The organism is Pseudoxanthomonas jiangsuensis, from assembly GCF_010093185.1.
Classification (GTDB): Bacteria; Pseudomonadota; Gammaproteobacteria; order Xanthomonadales; family Xanthomonadaceae; genus Pseudoxanthomonas; species Pseudoxanthomonas jiangsuensis.
The window spans coordinates 98715-121587 of record NZ_PDWL01000011.1; the positions used below are offsets into that span (position 1 = coordinate 98715).

The following is a 22873-nucleotide window of genomic DNA, read 5'->3' on the forward strand; positions in this document are numbered from 1 at the left end:
ATGACGACGCCATCCACCACCACGCGTGCCGATGCCGTGCCAGGAGCGTCCTCCGCGCCGCGTACCCTGTTCCGCAAGATCTGGGATGCGCACGTTGCCGCGGATCTGCATGACGGCGCGGTCCTGTTGTACATCGACCGCCATCTGGTCAACGAAGTCACCAGTCCGCAGGCGTTCGACGGACTGCGCCTGGCCGGTCGCCGCGTGCGCCGGCCGGATCGCACGATCGCCGTTGCCGACCACAACGTGCCCACCGACCATCGCGCGGGTGGCGTGGCCGCCATCGCGGACCCGGAAAGCCGCCTGCAGGTCGAAACGCTGGAACGCAACGCAGCCGACTTCGATATTCCCTATGTGCCGTTGCTGAGCCGACGACAAGGCATCGTGCACATCATCGGCCCGGAACTGGGCCTGACCCTGCCCGGCACCACCATCGTCTGTGGCGACAGCCACACGTCAACGCATGGTGCATTCGGCGCACTGGCGTTCGGCATCGGCACCTCGGAAGCCGAACACGTGCTCGCCACGCAGACGCTGATCCAGCAGCCGGCACGCGCCATGCTGGTCCAGGTCAGCGGTCAACTGCGCGCGGGCGTCACCGCCAAGGACCTCATCCTGCACATCATTGGCCGGGTCGGCACGGCCGGCGCCACCGGCCACGTGATCGAATACGCCGGCCCTGCCATCCGCGACCTCGACATGGCCGGGCGCATGACGGTCTGCAACATGTCCATCGAGGCGGGCGCGCGCGCCGGTCTGATCGCGCCGGACGAAAAGACCTATCGCTGGCTGCAGGGCCGGCCGTGGGCACCGGCGGGCGAGGACTTCACCCGTGCACGACTCCACTGGGAGACCTTGCACACCGATCCCGGCGCGTCCTACGACAAGACCGTGCACATCGACGCCGCCTCCATCGCGCCGATGGTGACCTGGGGCACCAGTCCGGAAGCCGTCACCGGCATCGACGGCCATGTCCCCGACCCGGCACACGTCAGCGACCCCGCCCGGCGGCAGCAGATGGACGCCATGCTGGCCTACATGGGGCTGGCAGCGGGCACGCCGCTGCGCGGCCTGCCGATCGACATGGTGTTCATCGGCAGCTGCACCAATGGACGCATCGAAGACCTGCGCGCCGCCGCCGCCGTCGTTGGCCCGCGGCGCATCGCCGCGGGCGTGCGCGCACTGGTGGTGCCCGGCTCCGGCATGGTCAAGGCGCAGGCCGAAGCGGAGGGACTGCATCGCATTTTCCTGGACGCCGGCTTCGAATGGCGCGACGCCGGCTGCTCGATGTGTCTGGGCATGAACCCCGATCGCCTCGCGCCCGGCCAGCGTTGTGCATCGACCTCGAACCGGAATTTCGAAGGCCGACAGGGGCCGGGAGGACGCACGCACCTCATGTCGCCGCAGATGGCCGCCGCCGCCGCCATTGCCGGCCGGATCGTCGATGCGAGGGACTACCTGCCATGATGCCTTTCACGCGCCTTGACGCTGTGGCGGCGCCGCTGCCCCTGGTCAATGTCGACACCGACAAGATCCTGCCCGCGCCGTTCCTGAAGACCATCAGCCGTACCGGGTTGGGAAAAGGCCTGTTCCACAGCCTGCGCAGCGAGCCCGACTTCATTCTCAACCACGCGCCCTGGGACCAGGCCGGCATCCTGGTCGCGCTGGACAACTTCGGCTGCGGCTCCAGCCGCGAGCACGCGCCGTGGGCACTGCTCGATTTCGGCATCCGCTGCGTGATCGCGCCCAGCATCGCCGACATCTTCTACAACAACTGCTGCAAGAACGGCATCCTGCCCATCGTGCTGCCGCACACCGACATCGACCGGCTGATGGCGCTGGCAACGGACCCGGCAACGGCCACGCTGTCGGTCGACCTGGCGCAACAGACGGTGCGAGCCACGACAGGACTGGCCCTGCCTTTCGTCATCGACGCCCAGCGCAAACAGGATCTCCTGCAAGGCGTCGACGATATCGCCCGATCACTCACGCGCGAAGCGGACATCGCTGCCTACGAACATGCCATGGACAGTCGGCAAGTCGGCGTGCGGGCGATCACGCAAGCCGGGCTGGATGGCTGACGCCCGTCCGGTCGACGGGGTATCGACGCTTCCCCTTCAGTTCGCCAGCATCCCGACAATCACTGCGTTGACCAGGTCGATGAAGAAGCCGCACACCAGCGGGACGACGATGAAGGCGCGTGGCGCGGCGCCGTACTCGCGCGTCACCGCGCTCATGTTGGCGACCGCCGTCGCGGTCGAACCCAGCGTGATCCCGCCAAAGGCGGAACACATCACCGCCGCTTCATAGTCGCGGCCCATCGCGCGGAACACCACCAGCACCGTGAACGCCACCACCAGTGCGATCTGCACGGCCATGGTGACGGTAATGAACCCCAGGATCGGCTGCAGTTCCCACAGCTTCAAACCCATCAGCGCCATGGTCAGGAACAGCCCCAGGCAGATGTCGGACAGCAGGGCCAGCCCGGGCTTCATCTCGTCGTAGCGCCAGAGCCTGCCGCCGCGCGGCATCACCAGGTCACCCACTGAGCGCAGGACGATGCCCGCGAGCAGGCAGCCCACGAAGGCCGGCAGGTTCAGGCCGCTCATCGCGATCAGCGTGCTGACGCCCTGCCCCAGCAGCAGCACGACGTTGAGCCAGAACAGCGCCAGCAGCACGCCGTAATAGTCGAGCTGCGCGCGCGAGTCATCGCCGTACAGCGTGCCGACTTCAAGCTCGGCATCGGCCGATGGCATCACCGGATGGCGACGGATCAGCCAGCCGGCGATCGGGCCACCGATCACGCACGCTGCTACCAACCCGACCATATTGGCCGCCATTCCCAGTTCTGCCGCGGCCGTGATGCCGAGCACATCGCTGAAATGCGGCGCCCAGGCCAGCGTGGTACCCACGCCCCCGGTCAGCGAGATCGACCCCACCATCAAGCCAGCGCGCGGGTCCATGCCAAACACGGTGGCCAACAGCATCCCCACTCCGTTTTGCATCACGATGAACCCCGCCGCCAAGGCCAGCAGCACGACCAGGGCACGGCCACCACTGAACAGCATGCGCACGTTGGAGTTCAGGCCCAGCGCAGCGAAGAAATACAGTAGAAGCATGTCGCGCGCATCGAGATGCAACTGCACGTACACGTCCGCCACGTAGTACAGCAGGCAGATCACGACAGCACACAGCACGCCGCCCACCACGGCCTCGGGAATGCCGTACCGGCGCAACGGCCCGATCCGGGCCGCCAACCCCTTGCCGACGAACAGCAGCAGGATGGCGAGGGTGAAACTGACGAACGCATCCAAGGGGAGTTCACGCACCGCGCCCACCGCTGTCACCGGGGCACGTCCTGGCCACTCTGGCGCTCCTGTCGCGCCTCGGTTTCGTCCAGGTCCTGGTGCAGGATCCGGCGGATTTCCAGGATCGCTTGTGCAGTCTCCTGCACGCTGTGCCCGGAGATCACGACCTTCTCTGACAGCGCGCCCGCAAGATGCGAGCTGCGATAAGGCACCAGGCCATCATCGGAGTCCTGCAGCGCGACCGCCGGGTCCGCCTGCGCAATGATGGAGTGGTAAGACACGTCGGGCGAGATGGGCAAGGTCGCCGCCGCCCGCACGAATCCATCATGTTCATCCAGGTTGTCGATGCTGTTGGGCGCGCGCGCAGCACCCTTGGGCGCACGATCCTGATCCGGGCCATTCTGCAGAACGTCGCCGAAACTCTCGAGCAACGTCAGTGGCATCCGTACCAGTCCCGACACCCACCTGCCAAGACGATGGCCAGCCACGGCCGTCCCCTTGTGCGGCGTCGCAATGAAAATGGCCCGCTCGACGCCAGGGAACGGCTTGAACCGCAGCATCGGATCCAACCGGGGACGCATGCGTTCCAGGCGATCCGCCGGGATCCTGTCTTCCTCGCGGATCCAGCCCCAGAGTTCCTGTTCGGCGGAGGACACCATCAGCCGGGTGATGAAGCCGCCCATGCTGTGCCCGACCATCACCATGTCCCGCGAAGCGACCTGTGTGCGCTCCGGGTCGTAGTGCTTCAACGCATCCTCCACCACGCGACGGATGGCGGCATGGTTCATGGCGACCGGCAGGTTGGTGGGGTAGTAGACCTGCCAGATCTGGAACTCCCGCCGCAGTTGTTCGTCGCCCATGATCTCGTTGGCGACGTTGACCCAGGCTTCCGGACTGCTGGCCAGTCCGTGCACCATCAGGATGATCCGGCGATCAGGGTCGAACGGCTGCATCAGGTACAAATGCGGGCGATCAATGCCACGCTCTCGACCAAACAGCGTACGCAACGACTGCTGGCTGAATCCCGAGCGCGCCAACCACAGGCCATAACCGGCGGTAAAGTTGGCCGCCAATGGCACTCGCTGGCCACGCAGGTTCACTTCGTTGTCGCGCAACGGATCGTGGGCCTGGACGCGGATATCCCTGGTCTTCAGAACAGTCGCCAGATCGGCACCCTCGAAGTGGAACAGGACGGTCAGATTGGGCGACGGCATCTCGCTCCATGCTGGCGCACGCAATGAACGTCGGTCCAGTTTGACGATCGCTTCTTCCGGTTCGACTTGCACGCTGACCGGGTCGTCCTCCATCACGGCGACAAGTTCGGCACCCAAGCCATCGCGTCGATAGGTACTCTGGAAACCGTGGAATGCCAAGGCGGCGGCAGGCACTAGCTCCCGTGGCATATCTACGCCTTCGGGAAGGCGCACCTCGTCCAGTTCGAGTCGCAGCCGCCAGTCGCCGCGCTGGATGGCATGGCCGGCGCCGGCTATCACTGCGTCTTGCGATACCGGCTCGAGCGAGGACTCGAACATCTGGATGACCGCCTGCTCCACCGCATAGTTGTACCAACTGCGCACCTGGGTCTGCCGATCCTCGAACGCACGCTCCCCCGGGCCCCGCGAGGTGAAGAACAGGTACGCGTAGGCGTGCCGTGCAGCCTCAATCCATGGACTGAAGGTGTCTGTCTCGCCCGTTACACCACCCTTCCCTTGCGCCTTGGCGTGCTCCTGTGCCCGCACCATCGCCAGGTGCAGCCACATTTCGGATTGTGCGGACAGGCGTTGCTCGTCGGTCAGCTCCGCGATGGCGTCGATGTCCGCGATGCAGTCACTGGCGGCGGCCAGGCAGCCGTGCGGATCCAGGCCGGCAACCCGCAGGGTCTGCGTCGTGGTCGCACTGAGTCCTTGCGTGGTCAGGATATCGCCTCGCTGTTGCGCGATGTACTCGCCGGGCGTCATCGGATCGATCACCACCGACGGGCGAAACTCCCTAACGATGGAACAACCGGAGGTCGCGCAGAGCAGCAGCACGACGACAAGATGACGGACAAGGATCGTGGACATGGAAACTCTCATGGATGGTCGTGCTTCAAGTAAACGTCGCCGCCTGGGACGCCGGTGCGGATCCAGGCGGAATAGTCGCCCGGCGGCCCCGTAAAGGCGCGCGAGCGCGCGGTGATGTCGCCCTTCTGTTCCAGTTCGGCGTAATCGTGGCCCTCGGCAAGGCCGCCACGCTCCTGCACATAGCGCGCAAGATATCCCGACAACAGCAGGCGATAGTCGAAGGGAAGTCCCGGCTCGATCTTCCTGGCCAGATCGAACACGATGCTCGTGCAGTTGCTGGTCAGCGTATGGTAGAAGCGTGGCCGGGTGCGGATCTGCTCGGCTTCGCGCACGTAGCCCAGCAGCATGGTGCGCAGTTCAGCCGACGGAAGCGACAGTCGGTAGAGATGCACGTCTTCTCCCCGCGCGTTGGCGCGCACGCGGACGATGTCGTTCTCGTCGGCCGCCACCAGCACCGCTTCGTACTGCCGGAACAGGCCGGCGAGCGCAGAGAACGACTCGTGCCGCTCCTTGCGGATCTCCAGCGAGAACACCAGGTGGCGGCCGTCGGCGAAGCCGAAGGACACCAGGGTGTGGGCAATGGCCGGCCCCATCCAGTACGACAGGACCAGGTCACCCGACACCAGTTCGTCCAGGTCGTACGTCCTGTCTTCCCAGTGGACGGTGTAGTCGCCGTCATTGCGCCAGTCGAAGTTCCGCACATTGCGCAGCTGCAGGCGATCGCCATCGACCTGCGCCTCCAGCAGCCGGCCGACGTCATCCGCCCAGGCGCGGTCATGCGACGGCGACATCGCATGGAACCACCCGAACAATCCGAGCACAGCGACCGTCGCCACGATCCTGACTCGGCGTCCGCCGCGCAAGCGCCGGGACATGCCGGCCGCCGTGACGAGCAGGCCCCAGCCCACCATGAGCGGCCACCGCCACCCGACAGGCGCGTTGAACCAGATCATGCCCGCGCCCCACAGAGCCGTCAGGCACGCCAGCAGCGCCAGAGCGCCGATGCCGACTCCCTTGATCAGGCGCTTGACCACCCTCCCATCCATCGCGTTCACTCGCTTCTCCGTGCACGGTCGATGCCCTGCACGCACAAGGGTGGCACGCAAGCATTCAATGACGACGGATGTGGGGCAACCATTGAGTCACGCACGAGCAAACGACGTTCCTGGAACCTGTTGACGCGGGCGGCTTCAAGGACGGATCCGTACCGAGAAAGCAACGTCGATGTTGCCCTTGATCGCATTCGAGTAAGGACAGATCCGGTGCGCGGCGGCCACGATCGCCTCGGCCTCGGCCTGGTCGACGCCGGCGAGCGTCACCTCCATCGCCACGGTCAGCGCAAAGCCGCCGTTGGCGTCGGGCACCAGCCCGACCGTGGCGGCGACCTCTACCTCATCATCGCGGATCTTCTTCTGCTGCCCGCGGGTGCCATGGATCACCGCGTTGCCGAAGCACGCCGCATATCCTGCAGCAAACAACTGTTCGGGATTGGTCGCCGCGCCCGCGCCGCCCAGCGCCTTCGGCAGGGCCAACGGGAGTTCGAGGAGGCCGTCGTCGCTGCGCACGCTGCCACTGCGTCCGCCGATGGCGGTAATGCGGGTCGAGTAAAGGGGATTCATCGGGTTTTCCTTGTCGGGTGAGGGTTCGGTGGGGTCGAAGCGCGCGCGCCGCGTTGTCAGGGCGTCACGTCGCAGCCGGCAGGCGAGCACACCGCCACGTCCGCCGTTGCCGGCCCCTGCGATGCCCAGGCGCCTTGCAAGGCCTGCAGGAACACCGCCAGCGGCTGTCCTCCGGAGACCGCCTGGCGCCCGTTGATCAGGAAGAAGGGCACGCCCTGCTGACCGCGCGCCAGCAGGGCCTGCTGGTCCTGCTCGACCTCGGCCGCGTACGCGTCGGTCGTCAGCACTGTGTCGATCTCGTTGCGCTCCAGACCCACTTCGCGCATCAGGCGCACTTGGGTGGCCGGTTCGAACACGGCCTCATTGTCGGTGAAGCCCGCCCGGTAGAAACGCTCGATGGCCGCATCACCCACACCCCGGGAGGCCGCCAGCTTCACCAGTCGGTGCAGGTCGACGGTATCGCCGATCCAGGTGTCGGCAAGACGGTACGCAAGCCCAACCTTCGCCGCCTCAGCCTCCACGTGCGCCAGCATTTCGTCGGCCCGCTGTGGTGAGCCCAGGCGGGCCAGCAGCATCGTCCTGGACGGTTGCGCCCCCAAGCCCGGCATCAGGCGGAAAGCGCGATGTTCCACCTGCACACGGTCCGCGTGTTCGAACGTCGTCAGCGCCTGTTCCAGCTTGCGCTTGCCGATCCAACACCAGGGACAGACAAGGTCCGACCAGATTTCAATGATGATCCTGTTCAAGGTTCCAGTCCCCACTACTCAATTGCCGCCGTCTGCCAGCGACGGATAGTCGGTGTAGCCACCTGCATCTCCCCGCCCGGTCATGTAGAACGTCGCATAGTCGGGCTCGTTCAGCGGCGCTCCCTGCCTGAATCGCGCCGGCAGGTCGGGGTTGGCGAGGAAGGGAACGCCGTAGGCGACCAGATCGGCGTCGCCAGACGCCACCGCGCGCGCGCCGGACGCCGCGTCGTAGCCCCCGTTGACGATCAACGGGCCATGGAAGGCCGTGCGCAGCAGCGGCGTCAACCGCTCGGTGCCTTCGGGTAGAGCCAGCGGGCCGGCGATGGGTTCGAGCACGTGCAGGTAGGCAAGCCGCAGGCGGCCCAGCTCCACGGCCAGCCACGAAAAGGTTTCGGCGGCATTGCTGTCCGACATCGCGTGCAGGGACGCATTGGGACTGACGCGATACCCCACGCGCTGCGCGCCGAACACCTCGATGGCGGCTGCCGTCACTTCCAGCGGGAACCGCACGCGGTTCTCGATGCTGCCGCCATAGCGATCGGTGCGCTGGTTGGCGCTGTCCTGCAGGAACTGGTCCAGCAGGTAGCCATAACCGCCATGGAGCTCGACGCCGTCGAAGCCGGCATCGCGGGCATGGCGCGCCGCCTGGCGGAACTGATCGACGACGCCGCTGATCTCGTCGGTCTCCAGCGCGCGGGGCACGCCCAAGGGCGTCATCCCGTGCGAAGTGAACACCTGACCCTCCGCCTTCAGGGCAGACGGCGCCACCGGCAACTCGCCGGCGTGGAACTCTGGATGCGACACGCGTCCCACGTGCCACAGCTGCGCGAAGATCACACCTCCGGCGGCGTGGACTGCATCGGTGACCTGCCGCCAGCCCGCCACTTGCTCGGCCGAGTGGATGCCCGGCGTGCGGACGTAGCCGACGCCCTGCGGACTGACCTGGGTGGCCTCCGCGATGATGAGTCCTGCCGACGCACGCTGCGCGTAATAGATCGCTGCGAGCGGGTTGGGGACCTTGCCGTCCCCCAGCGCGCGGCTGCGCGTCATGGGCGCCATGATCAACCGGTTCTTGAGTTCAATCTCCCCCAATCTGCAGGGAGTGAAAAGGGCGCCCACGTCAACGCTGGCCATACGGAAACTTCCAAGGGAAAAGGGATTGGCCTGCAATGCGTGGCCGCCGGATGCAACTTGGTCTACATTAGAGACCACGTCGCATTTCGATAAGTAGGCACTTTTCGGTGCCCTGGAAACACGCATGTCGCCCCACCCCAAGCTCGCTGACACCTTCCAGATCCTGGAGACTCACGGTGACCACCCCATCGAGTGTCCGGTGCGCGACGTGCTGGCAAGGATCGGTGACAAATGGAGCGTGCTGCTGATTGCGGCGCTGGCAGGAGAGCCGAGGCGATTTGGCGCGCTTGATCGCGCCATCCCGGACATCTCCAAGCGAATGCTGACGCAGACGCTACGCGGTCTCGAGCGTGACGGCCTGGTCGAGCGAAATGTGTTTCCGACAAAGCCACCAAGCGTCGAGTACCGACTGTCCCCGCTTGGACAACGACTGCTCGATCCGCTTTGCGTACTGATCGAGTGGGCTGACGAGCACCACGCATCCATTGCCATGGCACGCGAACGCTTCGATAAGCCCCCGCGCCCCTGATCCCTGCCTTTACGCAGGCCTCGCAACAGCGCCGACCATCGCGCCGGGGTTGGATCGACTCGTTTTGCGCGAGCAAAATGAACGCCGATGACGTAGCGCAAAGAGCGCACCGACGCACTGCTCGTCGCGCGCTGCACCCGGCCGGCAGTGCGGTTGATCAGGATCAAGGTCATCGCAGGGTCGCGGCAATACGCTGACTGCCTGCGTCATGTAGTCGCACGCCCTTCCGCGCATCGAGCGCGCCGACCGACCCGAAACTTTCCGCCTCCGTTGCATCTGCCATTCCAACAGCCTCGCCGAGGCGCTGTTTGCGCGCCCAAAAATGATCCTTAATTGATTATTTTGAATCATTTGTGATTCAATATCCACAGAAAAGAACGATCACTTCCGCGGGAAACCCCGCATCCGCACGCGGATCAAGGCATTCACGCATGACCTCCATGTCATTGAAAAAAAAGGCTTGTCGGCAGCCCGCCATCGACGAACACCGTGATGGCCATGCGCAGGCAGCCGCAGTACCCAGCACCGTCGGGCCCTTGGCGATGGGAGGCGTCCGACACCTCCCGCGACTGCGTCTTCGTCCTCGCCTGGCGCTTACGTGCCTGGCCGTTGCGACGCTGAGTGGCTGCCTGTCGCTGGAACCCCGCTATACCCAGCCGCAGGCCCCTATTCCCGCCAGTTTCCCCGTCGTTGCGCCCGCGGATACCGACAGCGCGAGCCAAGATCTGGCGTGGCGCACCTATTTCACCGATCCGCTGCTGCAGACACTCATCCAGTCGGCCCTGGACAACAACCGCGACCTGCGGAAAGCCACGCTCCGCGTCGAAGAGGCGCGCGCGGCGTTCCGGATCCAGCGCAGCGACCGAGTCCCGACTGCCACGCTGGGGGTGCAGGGCGCTCGTTCACGCGTGCCTGGCGACCTGAATGCCAGCGGGGCATCGATCGTGGCCGGCGAATACCGCGGCGAAGTCGGGCTGAACTCGTGGGAGCTGGACCTGTGGGGCCGCGTCCACAGCCTGGAGACCTCTGCCCTCGAAACCTGGCTGGCCACGGATGCTGCGCGCCAGGCCGTGCAGGTGGCGCTGGTCTCCCAGGTGGCGGAGGGCTACCTGGGTTTGCGCGAACTGGACGAACGCGTGCTGATCGCGCGCAAGAGCGTGTCGGCGCGCGAAGCCTCGTACCGCATCTTCCAGCGCCGTTACGAACTGGGCGCCACCTCGAAGCTCGAAGTGATGCAGGTCAAGACCCTGCTGACGCAGTCGCAGACCCTGCACGCGCAATTGGCGCAGCAGCGCGCGCAGCAGGTCAACGCCTTGCAGCTGCTGATTGGCGGTAATCCCGGCATCCTGCCCGACGAGGCGCCGTTCGATGACAACGCGATCCTGGCCCCACTGGCGCCCGGACTGCCGTCGGATCTGCTGGTGCAGCGCCCGGACATCATCGCGGCCGAGCACAGGCTGCGCGCCAGCCACGCCAACATCGGCGCGGCGCGGGCGGCGTTCTTCCCTCGGATCGCGCTGACCGGGTCGTACGGCTCAGCCAGCGCCGAGCTGGATGGACTGTTCGATTCCGGCAGCCGTGCGTGGGCCTTCATGCCGACGATCTCGCTGCCGATCTTCGATGGCGGACGGCGAAGGGCCGGGCTGGCGTTGTCGGAAGTGCGGCGCGACATCGCCGTGGCCGACTACGAACAGTCGGTGCAGATCGCCTTCCGCGACGTCGCCGACGCGCTGGCGGCCCGCCACTGGACGACCGAGCAATCGGACATCGCGCGCACCGCACGTGACGCCCAGGCCGAGCGCGCGCGGCTGGCGCAACTGCGCTACGACAACGGCTCTTCGGCGTACCTGGAAGTCCTGGACGCCCAGCGCGACCTGCTGGAGGCCGAGCAACACCTGATCAGCACGCGCCGCGCCCAGCTGTCCAGCCAGATCGCCCTCTACAGCGCCCTGGGCGGCGGCACCGAACCGGCGGACCACGCCATGACCGGCCCCGACGCGGCCGACACTCGCCCCATTCCTTGAGATTCCACCCATGAATCCTGCATCCCTGACTTCATTCTTCAAGAAAAAAGGCGTCGGCCTGGCCGTTGTCGTGGCGGGCGTGCTCCTCGTCGGCTGGTGGGGCTGGTCGCGGCTCTCGGACACCGGACCCGGTGACGGCTTCGCCAGCGGCAACGGCCGCATCGAAGCCACCGAGATCGACATTTCCACCAAGCTGCCGGGACGGATCAACGAGATCAAGGTCGTCGAAGGCGACTTCGTCACCAAGGACCAGCCCTTGGCCACCATGCAGGTGGATACGCTCGATGCGCAGCGCGCCGAGGCCGAGGCCGGTCGCCAGCAGGCCGAACACGGTGCCAGCGCCGCCGAGGCGCAGGTGACCCTGCGCCAAAGCGACGTGGCGGCTGCAAAGGCACTTGTCGCCCAGCGAGAGGCGGAAGTCGATGCCGCCCGGCGTCGCCTGGCGCGCTCGCAGACGCTGGCGGCCGAAGGCGCGGCATCTGCCCAGGAACTGGATGACGACCGCGCACGCATGCGCGGCACCGAAGCCGCGTTGGCGGCAACCCAGGCACAGGTCGCGGCAGCAGAGGCGGCCGTCCTGGCAGCGCAGGCGCAGGTGGTCGGGGCGCGCTCCAGCGTCGATGCCGCCACCGCCACCATCGCCCGCATCGAGGCCGACCTGCGCGACAGCGCGCTCAAGAGCCCGCGCGACGGTCGCGTGCAATTCCGCGTGGCCCAGCCCGGCGAAGTGCTGCCCGCGGGTGGTCGCGTGCTGAATGTCATCGACCTGTCCGACGTCTACATGACCTTCTTCCTTCCCAATGAAGTCGCGGGCAAGGTAGCGATCGGGACCGAAGTCCGTATCGTCCTGGACGCGGCCCCCGATGTACCGATTCCGGCCACGGTTTCCTTCGTCGCCAGCCAAGCACAGTTCACCCCCAAGGCGGTGGAGACATCGTCGGAGCGGCAGAAGCTGATGTTCCGCGTCAAGGCCCAGATCGCACCGGACCTGCTGCGCAAGCATCTCAATCAGGTGAAGACCGGTCTTCCGGGCGTGGCATGGGTGAAGCTCGACAGGAACGAGCCCTGGCCAGCCTCCCTGTCCACCCCGCTGGCGAAGTAACCCATGCCCGCGACTCCCACCCGGCCGCATGCCGTCGCGCACGCGCGCGGTGTGACGCTGCACTACGGCAAGACGCGAGCCCTTGATGCCCTGGATCTCGAGGTGCCTGCAGGCTGCATGGTGGGTCTCATCGGGCCGGACGGCGTAGGCAAGTCCAGCCTGCTCGCGCTGCTGGCCGGCGCGCGCGCCATCCAGGACGGCATCATCGAGGTCCTGGGCGGCGACATGCGCGACAAACGCCATCGCGACAAGGTGTGCCCGCGCATCGCCTACATGCCACAGGGCTTGGGAAAGAACCTCTATCCGACCCTGTCGGTGGAGGAAAACCTGCAGTTCTTTGCCCGGCTTTTCGGGCACGACGCGACCGAGCGCCGCCGCCGCATCGACGACCTGACCCGCAGCACGGGCCTGCATGCCTTCCTGCAACGTCCGGCGGGAAAACTGTCCGGCGGCATGAAGCAGAAGCTCGGCCTGTGCTGCGCGCTGATCCACGATCCGGACTTCCTGCTGCTCGACGAGCCGACCACGGGCGTGGATCCGCTCGCGCGCGCGCAGTTCTGGGACCTGATCGATCGCATCCGCGGCGAGCGCCCCAGCATGAGCGTCATCGTCGCCACGGCCTACATGGACGAAGCGCAGCGCTTCGACTGGCTGGTGGCGATGGATGCCGGGTGCATCCTGGCCACGGGCACACCCCGCGAGGTGCTTGAGCGCACCGGCAGCGCCTCGCTCGAAGAAGCCTTCATCCGCCTGTTGCCCGAGGAAAAGAAGCGCGGCCACGAGCCCGTGGTGATCCCCCCTCTGGAGACCGCCGACGACGACATCGCGATCCAGGCCGAAGGCCTGACGCAGCGCTTCGGCGACTTCACCGCGGTGGATAACGTGTCTTTCCGCATCCGCCGCGGCGAGATCTTCGGCTTCCTCGGCTCCAACGGCTGCGGCAAGTCGACCACGATGAAGATGCTGACCGGCCTGCTGCCGGCCACCGAAGGCCGCGCCTGGCTGTTCGGACACGAAGTCGACCCCAACGACATCGATACGCGACGCCGCGTGGGCTACATGTCGCAGGCGTTCTCGCTGTACGGCGAACTCACCGTGCAGCAGAACCTGGTGCTGCATGCGCAGTTGTTCCACGTGCCGGAGGCCGAAGTCGCCGGGCGCGTGGACGACATGGTCGAACGCTTCGGCTTGCGCGAGGTGCTGGACCGGTTGCCCGAGGCGATCCCGCTGGGCATGCGGCAGCGCCTCTCGCTGGCCGTGGCGACGGTGCACAAGCCCGACCTGCTGATCCTGGACGAACCCACCTCGGGCGTCGATCCGGTGGCACGCGACAACTTCTGGCGACTGCTGGTGGAGCTCTCGCGCCGCGACAAGGTCACGATCTTCATCTCCACGCACTTCATGAACGAAGCCGAGCGCTGCGACCGCATGTCGATGATGCATGCGGGCAAGGTGCTGGACAGCGACAGGCCGGCCGCACTGGTCGAAAAACGCGGTGCGGCGAACCTCGAGGATGCCTTCATCGGTTATCTGGTGGAGGCCAGCGGGCAGGCGGCGCCCGCCCTGGACGACACCGCCAAGCGGGCCGCGCCTGCGACCGGAGCCGGTGCATCGCCGATGCACGCCACCAAGCACCAGGCCTTCAGCTTGCAGCGCCTGCTCAGCTACAGCTGGCGCGAAGCGCTGGAGCTGCAGCGCGACCCCGTGCGCGCCACGCTGGCGCTGGCGGGATCGCTGCTGCTGATGTTCGTGATGGGCTTCGGCATCTCGCTGGACGTGGAAGACCTGAGCTATGCGGTGCTGGACCGCGACCAGACGACCGTCAGCCAGAACTACGCGCTGAACCTGGCCGGTTCGCGCTACTTCACCGAACAGCCGCCGCTTTCCGATTACGACGATCTGGACCGGCGCATGCGCCGCGGCGATATTTCGCTTGCGATCGAGATCCCCGAGGGGTTCGGGCGCGACCTGATGCGCGGGCGCGAGGTGCAGGTTGGCGCGTGGATCGACGGCTCGATGCCACAGCGCGCGGAAACCGTGCAGGGCTATGTCCAGGGCATCCACCAGCACTGGCTGCTGGAGAAGATCGCCGAGCAGACCGGCGGCGGTGCCGGCCTGGCCACCGTGCAGAGCCGCTACCGCTACAACCCCGACATCGCCAGCCTGCACGCGATGGTGCCGGCGATCATCCCGCTACTGCTGCTCATGCTGCCGGCCATGCTCACCGCGCTGGCGGTGGTCCAGGAAAAGGAACTCGGCTCCATCATCAACCTGTACGTCACCCCGATCACCCGCACCGAGTTCCTGCTCGGCAAGCAGCTGCCCTACCTGCTGCTGGCGATGGCCAACTTCTTCTGCATGAGCCTGCTTGCGGTTACCGTCTTCGGCGTGCCGGTCAAGGGCAGCTACGCGGCGCTGACGCTGGCGACGGCGATCTTCTGCTCGATCTCCACCGGCATGGGCCTGCTCGCCTCCACCGTCACGCGCAGCCAGATCGCGGCGATGTTCATCGCCCTGATCGGCACCATGCTGCCCGCCGTCCAACTGGCCGGCCTGATCAGCCCGGTGTCGTCTATGGAAGGCTTGGGCAAGCTGGTCGGCGAGGTCTACCCCGCCACCCACATGTTCGACATCAGCCGCGGAGTGTTCAGCAAGGCGTTGACCTTCGCCGACCTGTACGGCTCGGTCATTCCGCTGCTGATCGCCGTGCCCGTGATCTTCGTGGCCGCCGCCACGCTGCTCAAGAAGCAGGAGCACTGACGTGAAAAAGCTCAAGAACATCCTGCGCCTGGGCCGCAAGGAACTGTGGAGCCTGGCTCGCGACCCGGCGATGATCTTCCTCATCCTTTTCGTTTTCACGGCGTCCATCTACACCGCCGCGACGGCGTTGCCGGAAACCCTGCACAACGCAGCCATCGCCATCGTGGACGAGGACCAGTCGCCGCTCTCCTCGCGCATCGCCGCCGCGTTCTACCCGCCCGAGTTCACCCCGCCGGCCATGATCACGCTGGCGGAAATGGACGCCGGCATGGACAGCGGCAACTACACCTTCGTGCTGAACATCCCGCCTGGCTTCCAGCGCGATGTCCTGGCCGGGCGCACGCCGGAACTGCAGCTCAACGTCGATGCCACGCGGATGACGCAGGCGTTCTCCGGAAACGCCTACATCCAGCAGATCGCGATGGGCGAAATCGACGTCTTCGTCAAACGCCACCAGGGCGTGCAGGCGATGCCGGTGGAACTGGTGCTGCGCGCGCGCTTCAACCCTAACCTGGAAAAATCCTGGCTCGGCGGCGTGGCGGAGATCATCAATTCGGTCGCGATGCTGTCGATCATCCTGACCGGCGCGGCGCTGATCCGCGAGCGCGAGCACGGCACCATCGAGCACCTGCTGGTCATGCCGGTCACGCCCGGCGAAATCATGATCTCCAAGATCTGGGCGATGAGCCTGGTGGTGCTGGCGGCGACGACGCTGTCGATGCACACGGTCATACGCGGCCTGCTGCACGTGCCGATCGAGGGCTCCATCCCGCTGTTCCTGCTGGGTGCTGCGCTGTGCCTTTACTCCATGACCTCGCTCGGGATCTACATGGCGACGCTGGCGCGCAGCATGCCGCAGTTTGGCCTGCTGCTGATCCTGACGCTGTTGCCCATGAACCTGCTGTCGGGCGGCGTGACGCCGCGCGAGAGCATGCCGGAGCTGGTGCAGAACCTGATGCTGCTGGCGCCGACCACGCATTTCGTCGAACTCGGCCAGGCCATCCTGTTCCGCGGCGCGGGACTCGACGTGGTCTGGAAACCCTTCCTGGCATTGACCCTCATCGGCACCGTGCTGTTCGTCATGGCATTGCGCCGCTTCCGCCGGACCATCGGACAGATGGCCTGACCACCGCCCGTCGCAGGGCATCCACCACCTCGAAAGGACACAACCATGACCACCGCCGCACTCCCGCTGGACCTCTACAAAGCGAATATCGAACTGCAGCTTCGACTGACGCGCCTGCTGCAGGATTCCGGCCGCCAGTGGCTGGACGCCATCCAGCACACCACCGAAGAAGGCATTGCGGAGACCACCGCCGAGATCGAGGGCCTGCTGCGCACGTCGAACTGGCAGTCGCTGGCCACCTTGCCGAACGAAGCCTTCTGGCGCCTGTTCCAACAGCGCAGCGGCGACGTCCAGTTGGTCAACCAGATCGCGCTGAAGAACCAGACAAGCTTCACCACCGGCATGCAGCAGGCGCTCGAGACCTGGCAGAAGTCGGTGGCGTCCGCCGTCGGCAGCGCCGGCAATGCGCAGCCGCTGCAGGACATGCTCAACCAGTGGGGCACCGCCTGGGCCAACACCGTCCAGCCGGCGCCGGCCAAGGCCGCCGCCAAGAAGGCTTGAGGCGGTGATGACGACACAGCGAACCGCCCTGGTCACCGGCGGCATGGGGGGCTTGGGCGAAGCCATCGCCCGCGCCCTCCATGACGCAGGCCACCGCGTCCTGGTGACCCATTCGCGCACCGACGAAGCCGCGCAGGTCTGGCTCAAGAAGGAGGCCGACCTCGGCTACAGCTTCCAATCCTACGACGTCGATGTCGCCGACTTCGATTCGTGCCTGCGCATGGCCCAGCGCATCCAGGCCGATGGCCACCAGGTCGACATCCTGGTCAACAACGCCGGCATCACCCGCGATGCGACCTTCCGCAAGATGGACAAGGTCAATTGGGATGCGGTGCTGCGCACCAACCTGGACTCCGTGTTCAACGTCACCAAGCCGTTCATCGACGCGATGGCCGAGCGCGGCTGGGGGCGCGTGATCAGCATCTCCTCCATCAACGGAAGCAAGGGCCAGTTCGGGCAGACCAACTACTCGGCGGCCAAGGCCGGCATCCACGGCTTCACCAAGGCGCTGGCGCAGGAAGTCGCCCGCAAGGGCGTGACGGTCAACACCGTCTCCCCGGGCTACCTCGCCACGCGCATGGTCACCGCGGTGCAGGAAGACGTGCTGCAGAAGATCGTCGCCGGCATTCCCGTGGGGCGACTGGGCGAACCCGACGAAATCGCGGCACTCGTCGCCTTCATCGCCAGCGATGCCGCCGGCTTCATGACCGGCAGCAACGTGTCCATGAACGGCGGCCAGCACATGTACTGAGTACGACCTTCCGCGCGGCGGCGCTGTCCGTCGCGCGGTTTCCCTCTTCTTCCCTCGCCTCCCGCCACGCCAAGGACCCACCCCATGCGCCATGATGTCGCCATCCTCGCCGCCAAGCGCACTGCCATCGGCAGCTTCCAGGGCCAACTGGCCTCCCTCGCCGCTTCCGACCTGGGTGCCGCGCTGATCCGCGACATCCTGCAGCAGACCGGCGTCGCCGCCGATGCGGTGGACGACGTCATCCTTGGCCAGGTGCTCACGGCCGGCAATGGCCAGAACCCGGCCCGGCAGGCGGCATTGCAGGCGGGGCTGCCGCACACGGTGACGGCACTGACCATCAACATGGTGTGCGGCTCAGGCTTGAAGGCCGTGCAACTGGCCGCGCAAGCGATCGCCCTGGGCGATGCGGACCTGGTACTGGCCGGCGGTCAGGAGAACATGAGCCTGGCGCCCTACGTGCTGCCCAAGGCCCGCACGGGCCTGCGCCTGGGCCACGCGCAACTGGAAGACAGCCTGATCCGCGACGGCCTGTGGGATGCGTTCAACGACTACCACATGGGCATCACCGCCGAGAACCTGGCGACGAAGTACGGCATCGACCGCACGACGCAGGATGGCTTTGCCGCCACCTCGCAACAGAAGGCGGCAGACGCCGTGTCCGCCGGGCGGTTCAAGGACGAGATCACGCCCATCGTGATTCCCCAGCGCAAGGGCGAGCCGCTGGTGTTCAACGTCGACGAACAGCCGCGTGCTGGGACCACGGCCGAGGCGCTGGGCAAGTTGAAGCCCGCCTTCACCCGCGACGGCACGGTCACCGCCGGCAACGCCTCCACGATCAACGATGGCGCCGCCGTGCTGCTGCTGGCCAGTGCCGAGAAGGCAAAGGCGCTGGGACTGCCGGTACTGGCGTGGATCCGCGGCCACGGCAGCGCCGGCGTGGACCCGGCGATCATGGGCATCGGGCCGGTGGCCGCGACGCGGCGTGCGCTCGACCGTGCCGGATGGACGCTGGACGAGCTCGACCTGGTCGAAGCCAACGAGGCCTTCGCCGCCCAGGCCCTGTCCGTGAACAAGGAACTGGCCTGGGACGCCGACAAGATCAACGTCAACGGCGGCGCCATCGCGCTGGGCCATCCGATCGGCGCCTCCGGCGCCCGCATCCTGGTGACCCTGGTGCATGAGTTGCGCCGCCGCCGCAAGCACAAGGGCCTGGCGACGCTGTGCATCGGCGGCGGTCAGGGCGTGGCACTGGCGATCGAGGCGCCCTGACACGCACGCCACGGCCACAGAGCCTTCATCGACCTCCCTCCCCCGACGAGGAAATGCTCATGTCCCCCTCCGATCCGTCAAAGCCCTCCTGGTTGCCACTGCTGGCCGATCCCTGGGGCCTGTTCCAGGCCACGTCCGCTTACGCGGTCGATGCCCTCCAGCGCACCGTGCTGTTCGCCGACATCGAGCGGCAGGTCGGCGACCAGTACCGCGCCCAGCTGACCCGCGAAGCTCCGAACGTACTGAACTTCCCGTTCGAACTGATCCAGCTGGGCAGCGACCTGCCGCGCCCGGTGAACTACGGCCTGGTACGCATTCTGCCTGCCGAGGGCCAGCCCAGCGACGACAGCAAGCGTCCTTTCGTGGTGGTGGATCCGCGCGCCGGGCATGGCCCCGGCATCGGCGGCTTCAAGCCCGAGAGCGAGATCGGCGCCGCGCTCAAGGCCGGCCATCCCTGCTATTTCGTCGGCTTCCTGCCGGACCCGGTGCCGGGCCAGACCGTCGAGGACGTGATGCACGCCCAAGCCGCCTTCGTGCGCAAGGTCGGCGAACTGCACCCGAACGCCCAGGGCAAGCCCACGGTGATCGGCAACTGCCAGGCCGGTTGGCAGATCCTGATGGCCGCTTCGGTCTGGCCTGAACTGTTCGGCCCCATCATCGTCGCCGGCGCGCCGGTGTCGTACTGGGCCGGCAACAACACCATGCGCTACGCCGGCGGCCTCATGGGGGGCAGCTGGATGACCGCGCTCGCTGGCGATGTCGGCAATGGCCGCTTCGACGGCGCCTGGCTGGTGCAGAACTTCGAGAACCTGGACCCCGCCAACACGTTGTGGTCCAAGCAGTACAAGGTCTACGCCAATGCCGACACCGAGGCCGAGCGTTACATCGGCTTCGAAAAGTACTGGGGCGGCTACGTCTACCTCAACGACGTGGAGATGCAGTACATCGTCGACAACCTGTTCATCGGCAACAAGTTGTCCACCGCGCAGCTGATGACCTCCGACGGCATCCGCATCGACCTGCGCAACATCCGCTCGCCGATCCTGGTGTTCAGCTCCTACGGCGACAACATCACGCCGCCGGCGCAGGCACTGGGCTGGATCACCGACCTGTACCAGGACGACATCGACGTCTACAGCCACGACCAGACGATCGTGTACGCGACCCACGACAGCATCGGCCACCTAGGCATCTTCGTGTCCAGCAGCGTGGGCAGCAAGGAGCACCGCAAGTTCGCCAACGTCATCGACCAGATCGACCTGCTCCCCAGCGGCATCTACCGGGCAACGGTGGAGGATGTGCCGGAGAATGCGCCGCACTGCAATGACCCGTACCTGCTGTCGATCCGCCGCAGCAGCGTCGAGGACGTGCGCGGCATCGTCAAGCCCGATGCCGACGCCGACCGCCGCTTCGCCACCGCAGCTCGCATCTCCGAAATCAACCTGGCGCTGTACCGGGCGTTCGCGCAACCTTGGGTGCGGGCGTTAACCACCTCCGGTTCGGCGGCCATGATGCAGGCGATGCATCCGATGCGGATGAGCTTTGCCTGTTGGTCCAGCCAACATCCGCTGGCGCCCATGATCGGCGAACTGGCCCAGCAGGTCCGCGAGCAACGCGCACCGGTGGCGGCGAACAACCCCTTCCTCGCCCTGCAGCAGGAGTTCTCGGATGCGGTCGTGCATGCGCTGGACCAGTACCGCGACCGCCGCGACGAAACCCAGGCGATCTGGTTCGAGCACTGCTTCGACTCTCCGTGGCTGCAGGCCCTCGCCGGCCACGCCATGGGCAACCAGACCGCGGCACGCCCGCACCCCGGCGCCACCCCCGAGCATCGCGAGCATGTCCGCCGCGTGCAGCAGGCAGTCCAAGACCAGCTGACCACCGGCGGCCTGCTGGAGGCCTCGTTGCGCGCATTGTTCTACGTGTTCAAGCGCAACGGCGAAGCCGACGAACGCCACTACCACAACGCCATGCGCCTGGCCGAAGCCGGTCTGGCGGACGGCTACGACTACCCGACACTGCGCCGCATCGTACGCGAGCAAGCGCTGGTGTTCGACTATCACGGCGAAGCGGCCATCCTGCGCGCATTGCCCGCGATGCTGGCCGGCGTCGATGCCGCCCGGCTGGACAACGTCGCACGGATGCTCGCGCAGATCCTCGAGGTCGGCGAGAAGGCAGCGCCAGTCGCGAGTGCTGCGTTGGTCCGCGTGCTGGCGATCTACGCCAACGCCGCCGGGCACGCGCGCGACACCCGCAAGGTGATGGCCAAGCCCGTCACACGCAAAAAAGCCGTTGCCCCTCCCTCCCCAGCGCCACGCAAATCCAAGCCCGCCCCCAAGCCGGCAGTCCGTCGCGCCGCCGCGACCACCAAGGCGCGCGCCACGCCGGCAACGGCCAGCCGCGCACGCCGCAAGCCCACCGCCACGCAACGCAAACCATGACAGGCACCCTCGACCACCAGGACTTGCTGCGCAACCGCATCTTCGACGAGATCGAGATCGGCGAGACCGCAAGCCTGCAGCGCACGCTGACCACGGAAGACATCCAACTCTTCGCCCTGCAGAGCGGTGACGTCAATCCGCAGCACCTAGACGCCGACTTCGCCGCGTCCACGCCATTGCGCGGCATCGTCGCCCACGGCATGTGGGCGGGCATGCTGATCTCGGCGTTGCTGGGTACCCGCCTGCCCGGCGCAGGCACGATCTACCGCAGCCAGACCCTGCGCTTCCTGGCACCGGTGCGGGTCGCGGATACGCTGATGGTGCAGGTGACCGTGCTTGCAAAGGACGCGGACAAGCACCGGTTGCGCCTGGCCTGCTCGTGCATCAACCAGGACGGCGTGACGGTGATCGAAGGTGAAGCCGAAGTCGTCGCACCGCTGGAACGGGTCGAGCGGCCGCGCACAGCGCTGCCGGAGATACATCTTGGAGCCGGCAGCCAGCAAGGTCTGCAGCGCCTGCTGGCGCGCGTCGCCGAGCTGGATCCGCTGCGCGTGGCGGTGGTCCATCCCTGCGATGCGGCCAGCCTGTCGGCGGCGCTCGACGCCCGCGACGCCGGCCTGCTTTCACCGGTGCTGGTCGGCCCTCGCGCAAAGATCGAGGCGGTCGCGGCGGCCGGGCAGCTGTCCCTTGACGGCATCGACATCGAGGACACGGCACACAGCCACGCTGCTGCCGCGCGCGCCGTCGAACTGGCCGCCAGCGGGCAGGTGCAAGCGTTGATGAAAGGCAGCCTGCACACCGATGAACTGATGAGTGCGGCGCTGGCGAGCAGCGCCGGCCTGCGCACCAAGCAGCGCGCGAGCCATTGCTTCATCCTGCAGACGCCGCATTACCCGCGGCCGTTCATCGTCACCGACGCAGCGATCAACCTGGCGCCGGATCTTCCACAGAAGGCGGACATCGTCCGCAATGCGATCACGCTGGCGCACGCCATCGGGCTCGCCGAACCCAAGGTCGCCATCCTCGCCGCCGTGGAAACGGTCAGCCCGTCCATGCCCGCCACGCTCGATGCCGCCGCGCTGTGCAAGATGGCCGACCGTGGCCAGATCACCGGCGCCATCCTCGATGGACCGCTGGCTTTCGACAACGCGGTATCGGCGGCGGCCGCCCGCATCAAGGGCATCTCGTCACCCGTCGCGGGCCAGGCCGACATCCTGGTGGTCCCCGACCTGGAGAGCGGCAACATGCTGGCCAAGCAGCTCATGTACATGGGCGATGCCGCGAGCGCCGGCATCGTGCTGGGCATCAAGGTGCCGGTGATCCTGACCAGCCGTGCCGACAGCCGCGAGTCGCGCATCGCCTCGTGCGCCGTGGCCATGCTGCTGGCCCGACATTTCCGCACCGGTTTCTTATACACATCTGACGCTGCCGACGCATAGGGAGGTGTAGGTTGCGTGCGCGGCCGTCAGTAAAAAAAAAAAAACGACACAGCAGACAGAG

At 66.6% G+C, this 22873-nt stretch carries 18 protein-coding genes; 12 read left to right on the forward strand and 6 right to left on the reverse strand.

What is annotated here, in order from left to right; translation table 11 throughout:
• Entirely contained in the window at positions 1–1467 is a 1467-nt protein-coding gene (gene leuC, locus CSC62_RS08835) for a 3-isopropylmalate dehydratase large subunit (protein WP_162405813.1), read from the forward strand.
• Entirely contained in the window at positions 1464–2081 is a 618-nt protein-coding gene (gene leuD / locus CSC62_RS08840) for a 3-isopropylmalate dehydratase small subunit (RefSeq protein ID WP_162405814.1), read from the forward strand. The genes leuC and leuD overlap by 4 nt, the downstream gene beginning before the upstream one ends.
• Positions 2082–2117: 36 nt before the next feature.
• Here leuD and gltS read toward each other — a convergent pair whose 3' ends face one another.
• The 6 genes from gltS to CSC62_RS08870 form a co-directional block, all read right to left on the reverse strand.
• The gene (gene gltS / locus CSC62_RS08845) at positions 2118–3347 is read right to left on the reverse strand and encodes a sodium/glutamate symporter (protein ID WP_162405815.1); all 1230 of its coding nucleotides are present in this window, start codon (positions 3345–3347) and stop codon (positions 2118–2120) included.
• Complete coding sequence (locus tag CSC62_RS08850; RefSeq protein WP_162405816.1) at positions 3344–5371, reverse strand: esterase/lipase family protein; 2028 nt, start codon at positions 5369–5371, stop codon at positions 3344–3346. Before CSC62_RS08850 ends, gltS begins: the two co-directional genes overlap by 4 nt.
• Before the next feature lie 8 nt (positions 5372–5379).
• Positions 5380–6417 carry an Lnb N-terminal periplasmic domain-containing protein gene (locus tag CSC62_RS08855; RefSeq protein WP_162405837.1) on the reverse strand — a complete coding sequence of 346 codons (1038 nt, stop codon included), beginning with the start codon at positions 6415–6417 and terminating at the stop codon, positions 5380–5382.
• Positions 6418–6561: 144 nt separating this feature from the next.
• Positions 6562–6990 (reverse strand): organic hydroperoxide resistance protein, encoded by a 429-nt coding sequence (locus CSC62_RS08860; RefSeq protein ID WP_162405817.1) that lies wholly within the window; start codon positions 6988–6990, stop codon positions 6562–6564.
• Positions 6991–7046: 56 nt separating this feature from the next.
• Positions 7047–7736 (reverse strand): DsbA family oxidoreductase, encoded by a 690-nt coding sequence (locus tag CSC62_RS08865; RefSeq protein WP_162405818.1) that lies wholly within the window; start codon positions 7734–7736, stop codon positions 7047–7049.
• Positions 7737–7754: 18 nt separating this feature from the next.
• Positions 7755–8870: an alkene reductase gene (locus tag CSC62_RS08870; RefSeq protein ID WP_162405819.1), complete on the reverse strand. Its 1116-nt coding sequence runs from the start codon at positions 8868–8870 to the stop codon at positions 7755–7757.
• A 124-nt stretch (positions 8871–8994) separates the two neighbouring features.
• On the opposite strand from CSC62_RS08870, the gene CSC62_RS08875 reads away from it, so the two are divergent.
• The 10 genes from CSC62_RS08875 to CSC62_RS08920 all read left to right on the forward strand — a co-directional run bounded on the left by CSC62_RS08875 (position 8995) and on the right by CSC62_RS08920 (position 22812).
• A complete protein-coding gene (locus CSC62_RS08875) occupies positions 8995–9399 on the forward strand; it encodes a winged helix-turn-helix transcriptional regulator (RefSeq protein ID WP_162405820.1) in 405 nt (134 codons plus the stop codon).
• 431 nt (positions 9400–9830) lie between these two features.
• Entirely contained in the window at positions 9831–11423 is a 1593-nt protein-coding gene (locus CSC62_RS08880) for an efflux transporter outer membrane subunit (RefSeq protein WP_246194305.1), read from the forward strand.
• Between the two features lie 10 nt (positions 11424–11433).
• Positions 11434–12525 (forward strand): HlyD family secretion protein, encoded by a 1092-nt coding sequence (locus tag CSC62_RS08885; protein ID WP_162405821.1) that lies wholly within the window; start codon positions 11434–11436, stop codon positions 12523–12525.
• A gap of 3 nt (positions 12526–12528) precedes the next feature.
• Complete coding sequence (gene rbbA, locus CSC62_RS08890; RefSeq protein WP_162405822.1) at positions 12529–15285, forward strand: ribosome-associated ATPase/putative transporter RbbA; 2757 nt, start codon at positions 12529–12531, stop codon at positions 15283–15285.
• A gap of 1 nt (position 15286) precedes the next feature.
• On the forward strand, positions 15287–16411 hold the full coding sequence (locus CSC62_RS08895; RefSeq protein ID WP_162405823.1) for an ABC transporter permease: 1125 nt from the start codon (positions 15287–15289) through the stop codon (positions 16409–16411).
• Between the two features lie 45 nt (positions 16412–16456).
• On the forward strand, positions 16457–16912 hold the full coding sequence (locus CSC62_RS08900) for a hypothetical protein (protein ID WP_162405824.1): 456 nt from the start codon (positions 16457–16459) through the stop codon (positions 16910–16912).
• A gap of 7 nt (positions 16913–16919) precedes the next feature.
• A complete protein-coding gene (gene phbB, locus CSC62_RS08905) occupies positions 16920–17663 on the forward strand; it encodes an acetoacetyl-CoA reductase (protein ID WP_211368959.1) in 744 nt (247 codons plus the stop codon).
• Between the two features lie 84 nt (positions 17664–17747).
• Positions 17748–18932, forward strand: coding sequence for an acetyl-CoA C-acetyltransferase (locus CSC62_RS08910; protein WP_162405826.1), 1185 nt, complete (start codon positions 17748–17750; stop codon positions 18930–18932).
• Positions 18933–18991: 59 nt separating this feature from the next.
• A complete protein-coding gene (locus CSC62_RS08915; protein WP_162405827.1) occupies positions 18992–21373 on the forward strand; it encodes a DUF3141 domain-containing protein in 2382 nt (793 codons plus the stop codon).
• On the forward strand, positions 21370–22812 hold the full coding sequence (locus tag CSC62_RS08920; RefSeq protein WP_162405828.1) for a bifunctional enoyl-CoA hydratase/phosphate acetyltransferase: 1443 nt from the start codon (positions 21370–21372) through the stop codon (positions 22810–22812). Before CSC62_RS08915 ends, CSC62_RS08920 begins: the two co-directional genes overlap by 4 nt.
• Positions 22813–22873: the final 61 nt, after the last annotated feature.

What these genes read in the sequence shown, in the direction of transcription:
- CSC62_RS08860 (WP_162405817.1), bottom strand. Translation starts at nt 6,990, where the DNA reads ATGAATCCCCTTTACTCGACCCGCATTACCGCCATCGGCGGACGCAGT.
- CSC62_RS08880 (WP_246194305.1), top strand. Translation starts at nt 9,831, where the DNA reads ATGACCTCCATGTCATTGAAAAAAAAGGCTTGTCGGCAGCCCGCCATC.
- CSC62_RS08920 (WP_162405828.1), top strand. Translation starts at nt 21,370, where the DNA reads ATGACAGGCACCCTCGACCACCAGGACTTGCTGCGCAACCGCATCTTC.
- CSC62_RS08900 (WP_162405824.1), top strand. Translation starts at nt 16,457, where the DNA reads ATGACCACCGCCGCACTCCCGCTGGACCTCTACAAAGCGAATATCGAA.
- rbbA (WP_162405822.1), top strand. Translation starts at nt 12,529, where the DNA reads ATGCCCGCGACTCCCACCCGGCCGCATGCCGTCGCGCACGCGCGCGGT.
- CSC62_RS08875 (WP_162405820.1), top strand. Translation starts at nt 8,995, where the DNA reads ATGTCGCCCCACCCCAAGCTCGCTGACACCTTCCAGATCCTGGAGACT.
- CSC62_RS08915 (WP_162405827.1), top strand. Translation starts at nt 18,992, where the DNA reads ATGTCCCCCTCCGATCCGTCAAAGCCCTCCTGGTTGCCACTGCTGGCC.
- leuC (WP_162405813.1), top strand. Translation starts at nt 1, where the DNA reads ATGACGACGCCATCCACCACCACGCGTGCCGATGCCGTGCCAGGAGCG.
- leuD (WP_162405814.1), top strand. Translation starts at nt 1,464, where the DNA reads ATGATGCCTTTCACGCGCCTTGACGCTGTGGCGGCGCCGCTGCCCCTG.
- CSC62_RS08855 (WP_162405837.1), bottom strand. Translation starts at nt 6,417, where the DNA reads ATGGATGGGAGGGTGGTCAAGCGCCTGATCAAGGGAGTCGGCATCGGC.
- CSC62_RS08850 (WP_162405816.1), bottom strand. Translation starts at nt 5,371, where the DNA reads ATGTCCACGATCCTTGTCCGTCATCTTGTCGTCGTGCTGCTGCTCTGC.
- CSC62_RS08885 (WP_162405821.1), top strand. Translation starts at nt 11,434, where the DNA reads ATGAATCCTGCATCCCTGACTTCATTCTTCAAGAAAAAAGGCGTCGGC.
- CSC62_RS08910 (WP_162405826.1), top strand. Translation starts at nt 17,748, where the DNA reads ATGCGCCATGATGTCGCCATCCTCGCCGCCAAGCGCACTGCCATCGGC.
- phbB (WP_211368959.1), top strand. Translation starts at nt 16,920, where the DNA reads ATGACGACACAGCGAACCGCCCTGGTCACCGGCGGCATGGGGGGCTTG.
- CSC62_RS08870 (WP_162405819.1), bottom strand. Translation starts at nt 8,870, where the DNA reads ATGGCCAGCGTTGACGTGGGCGCCCTTTTCACTCCCTGCAGATTGGGG.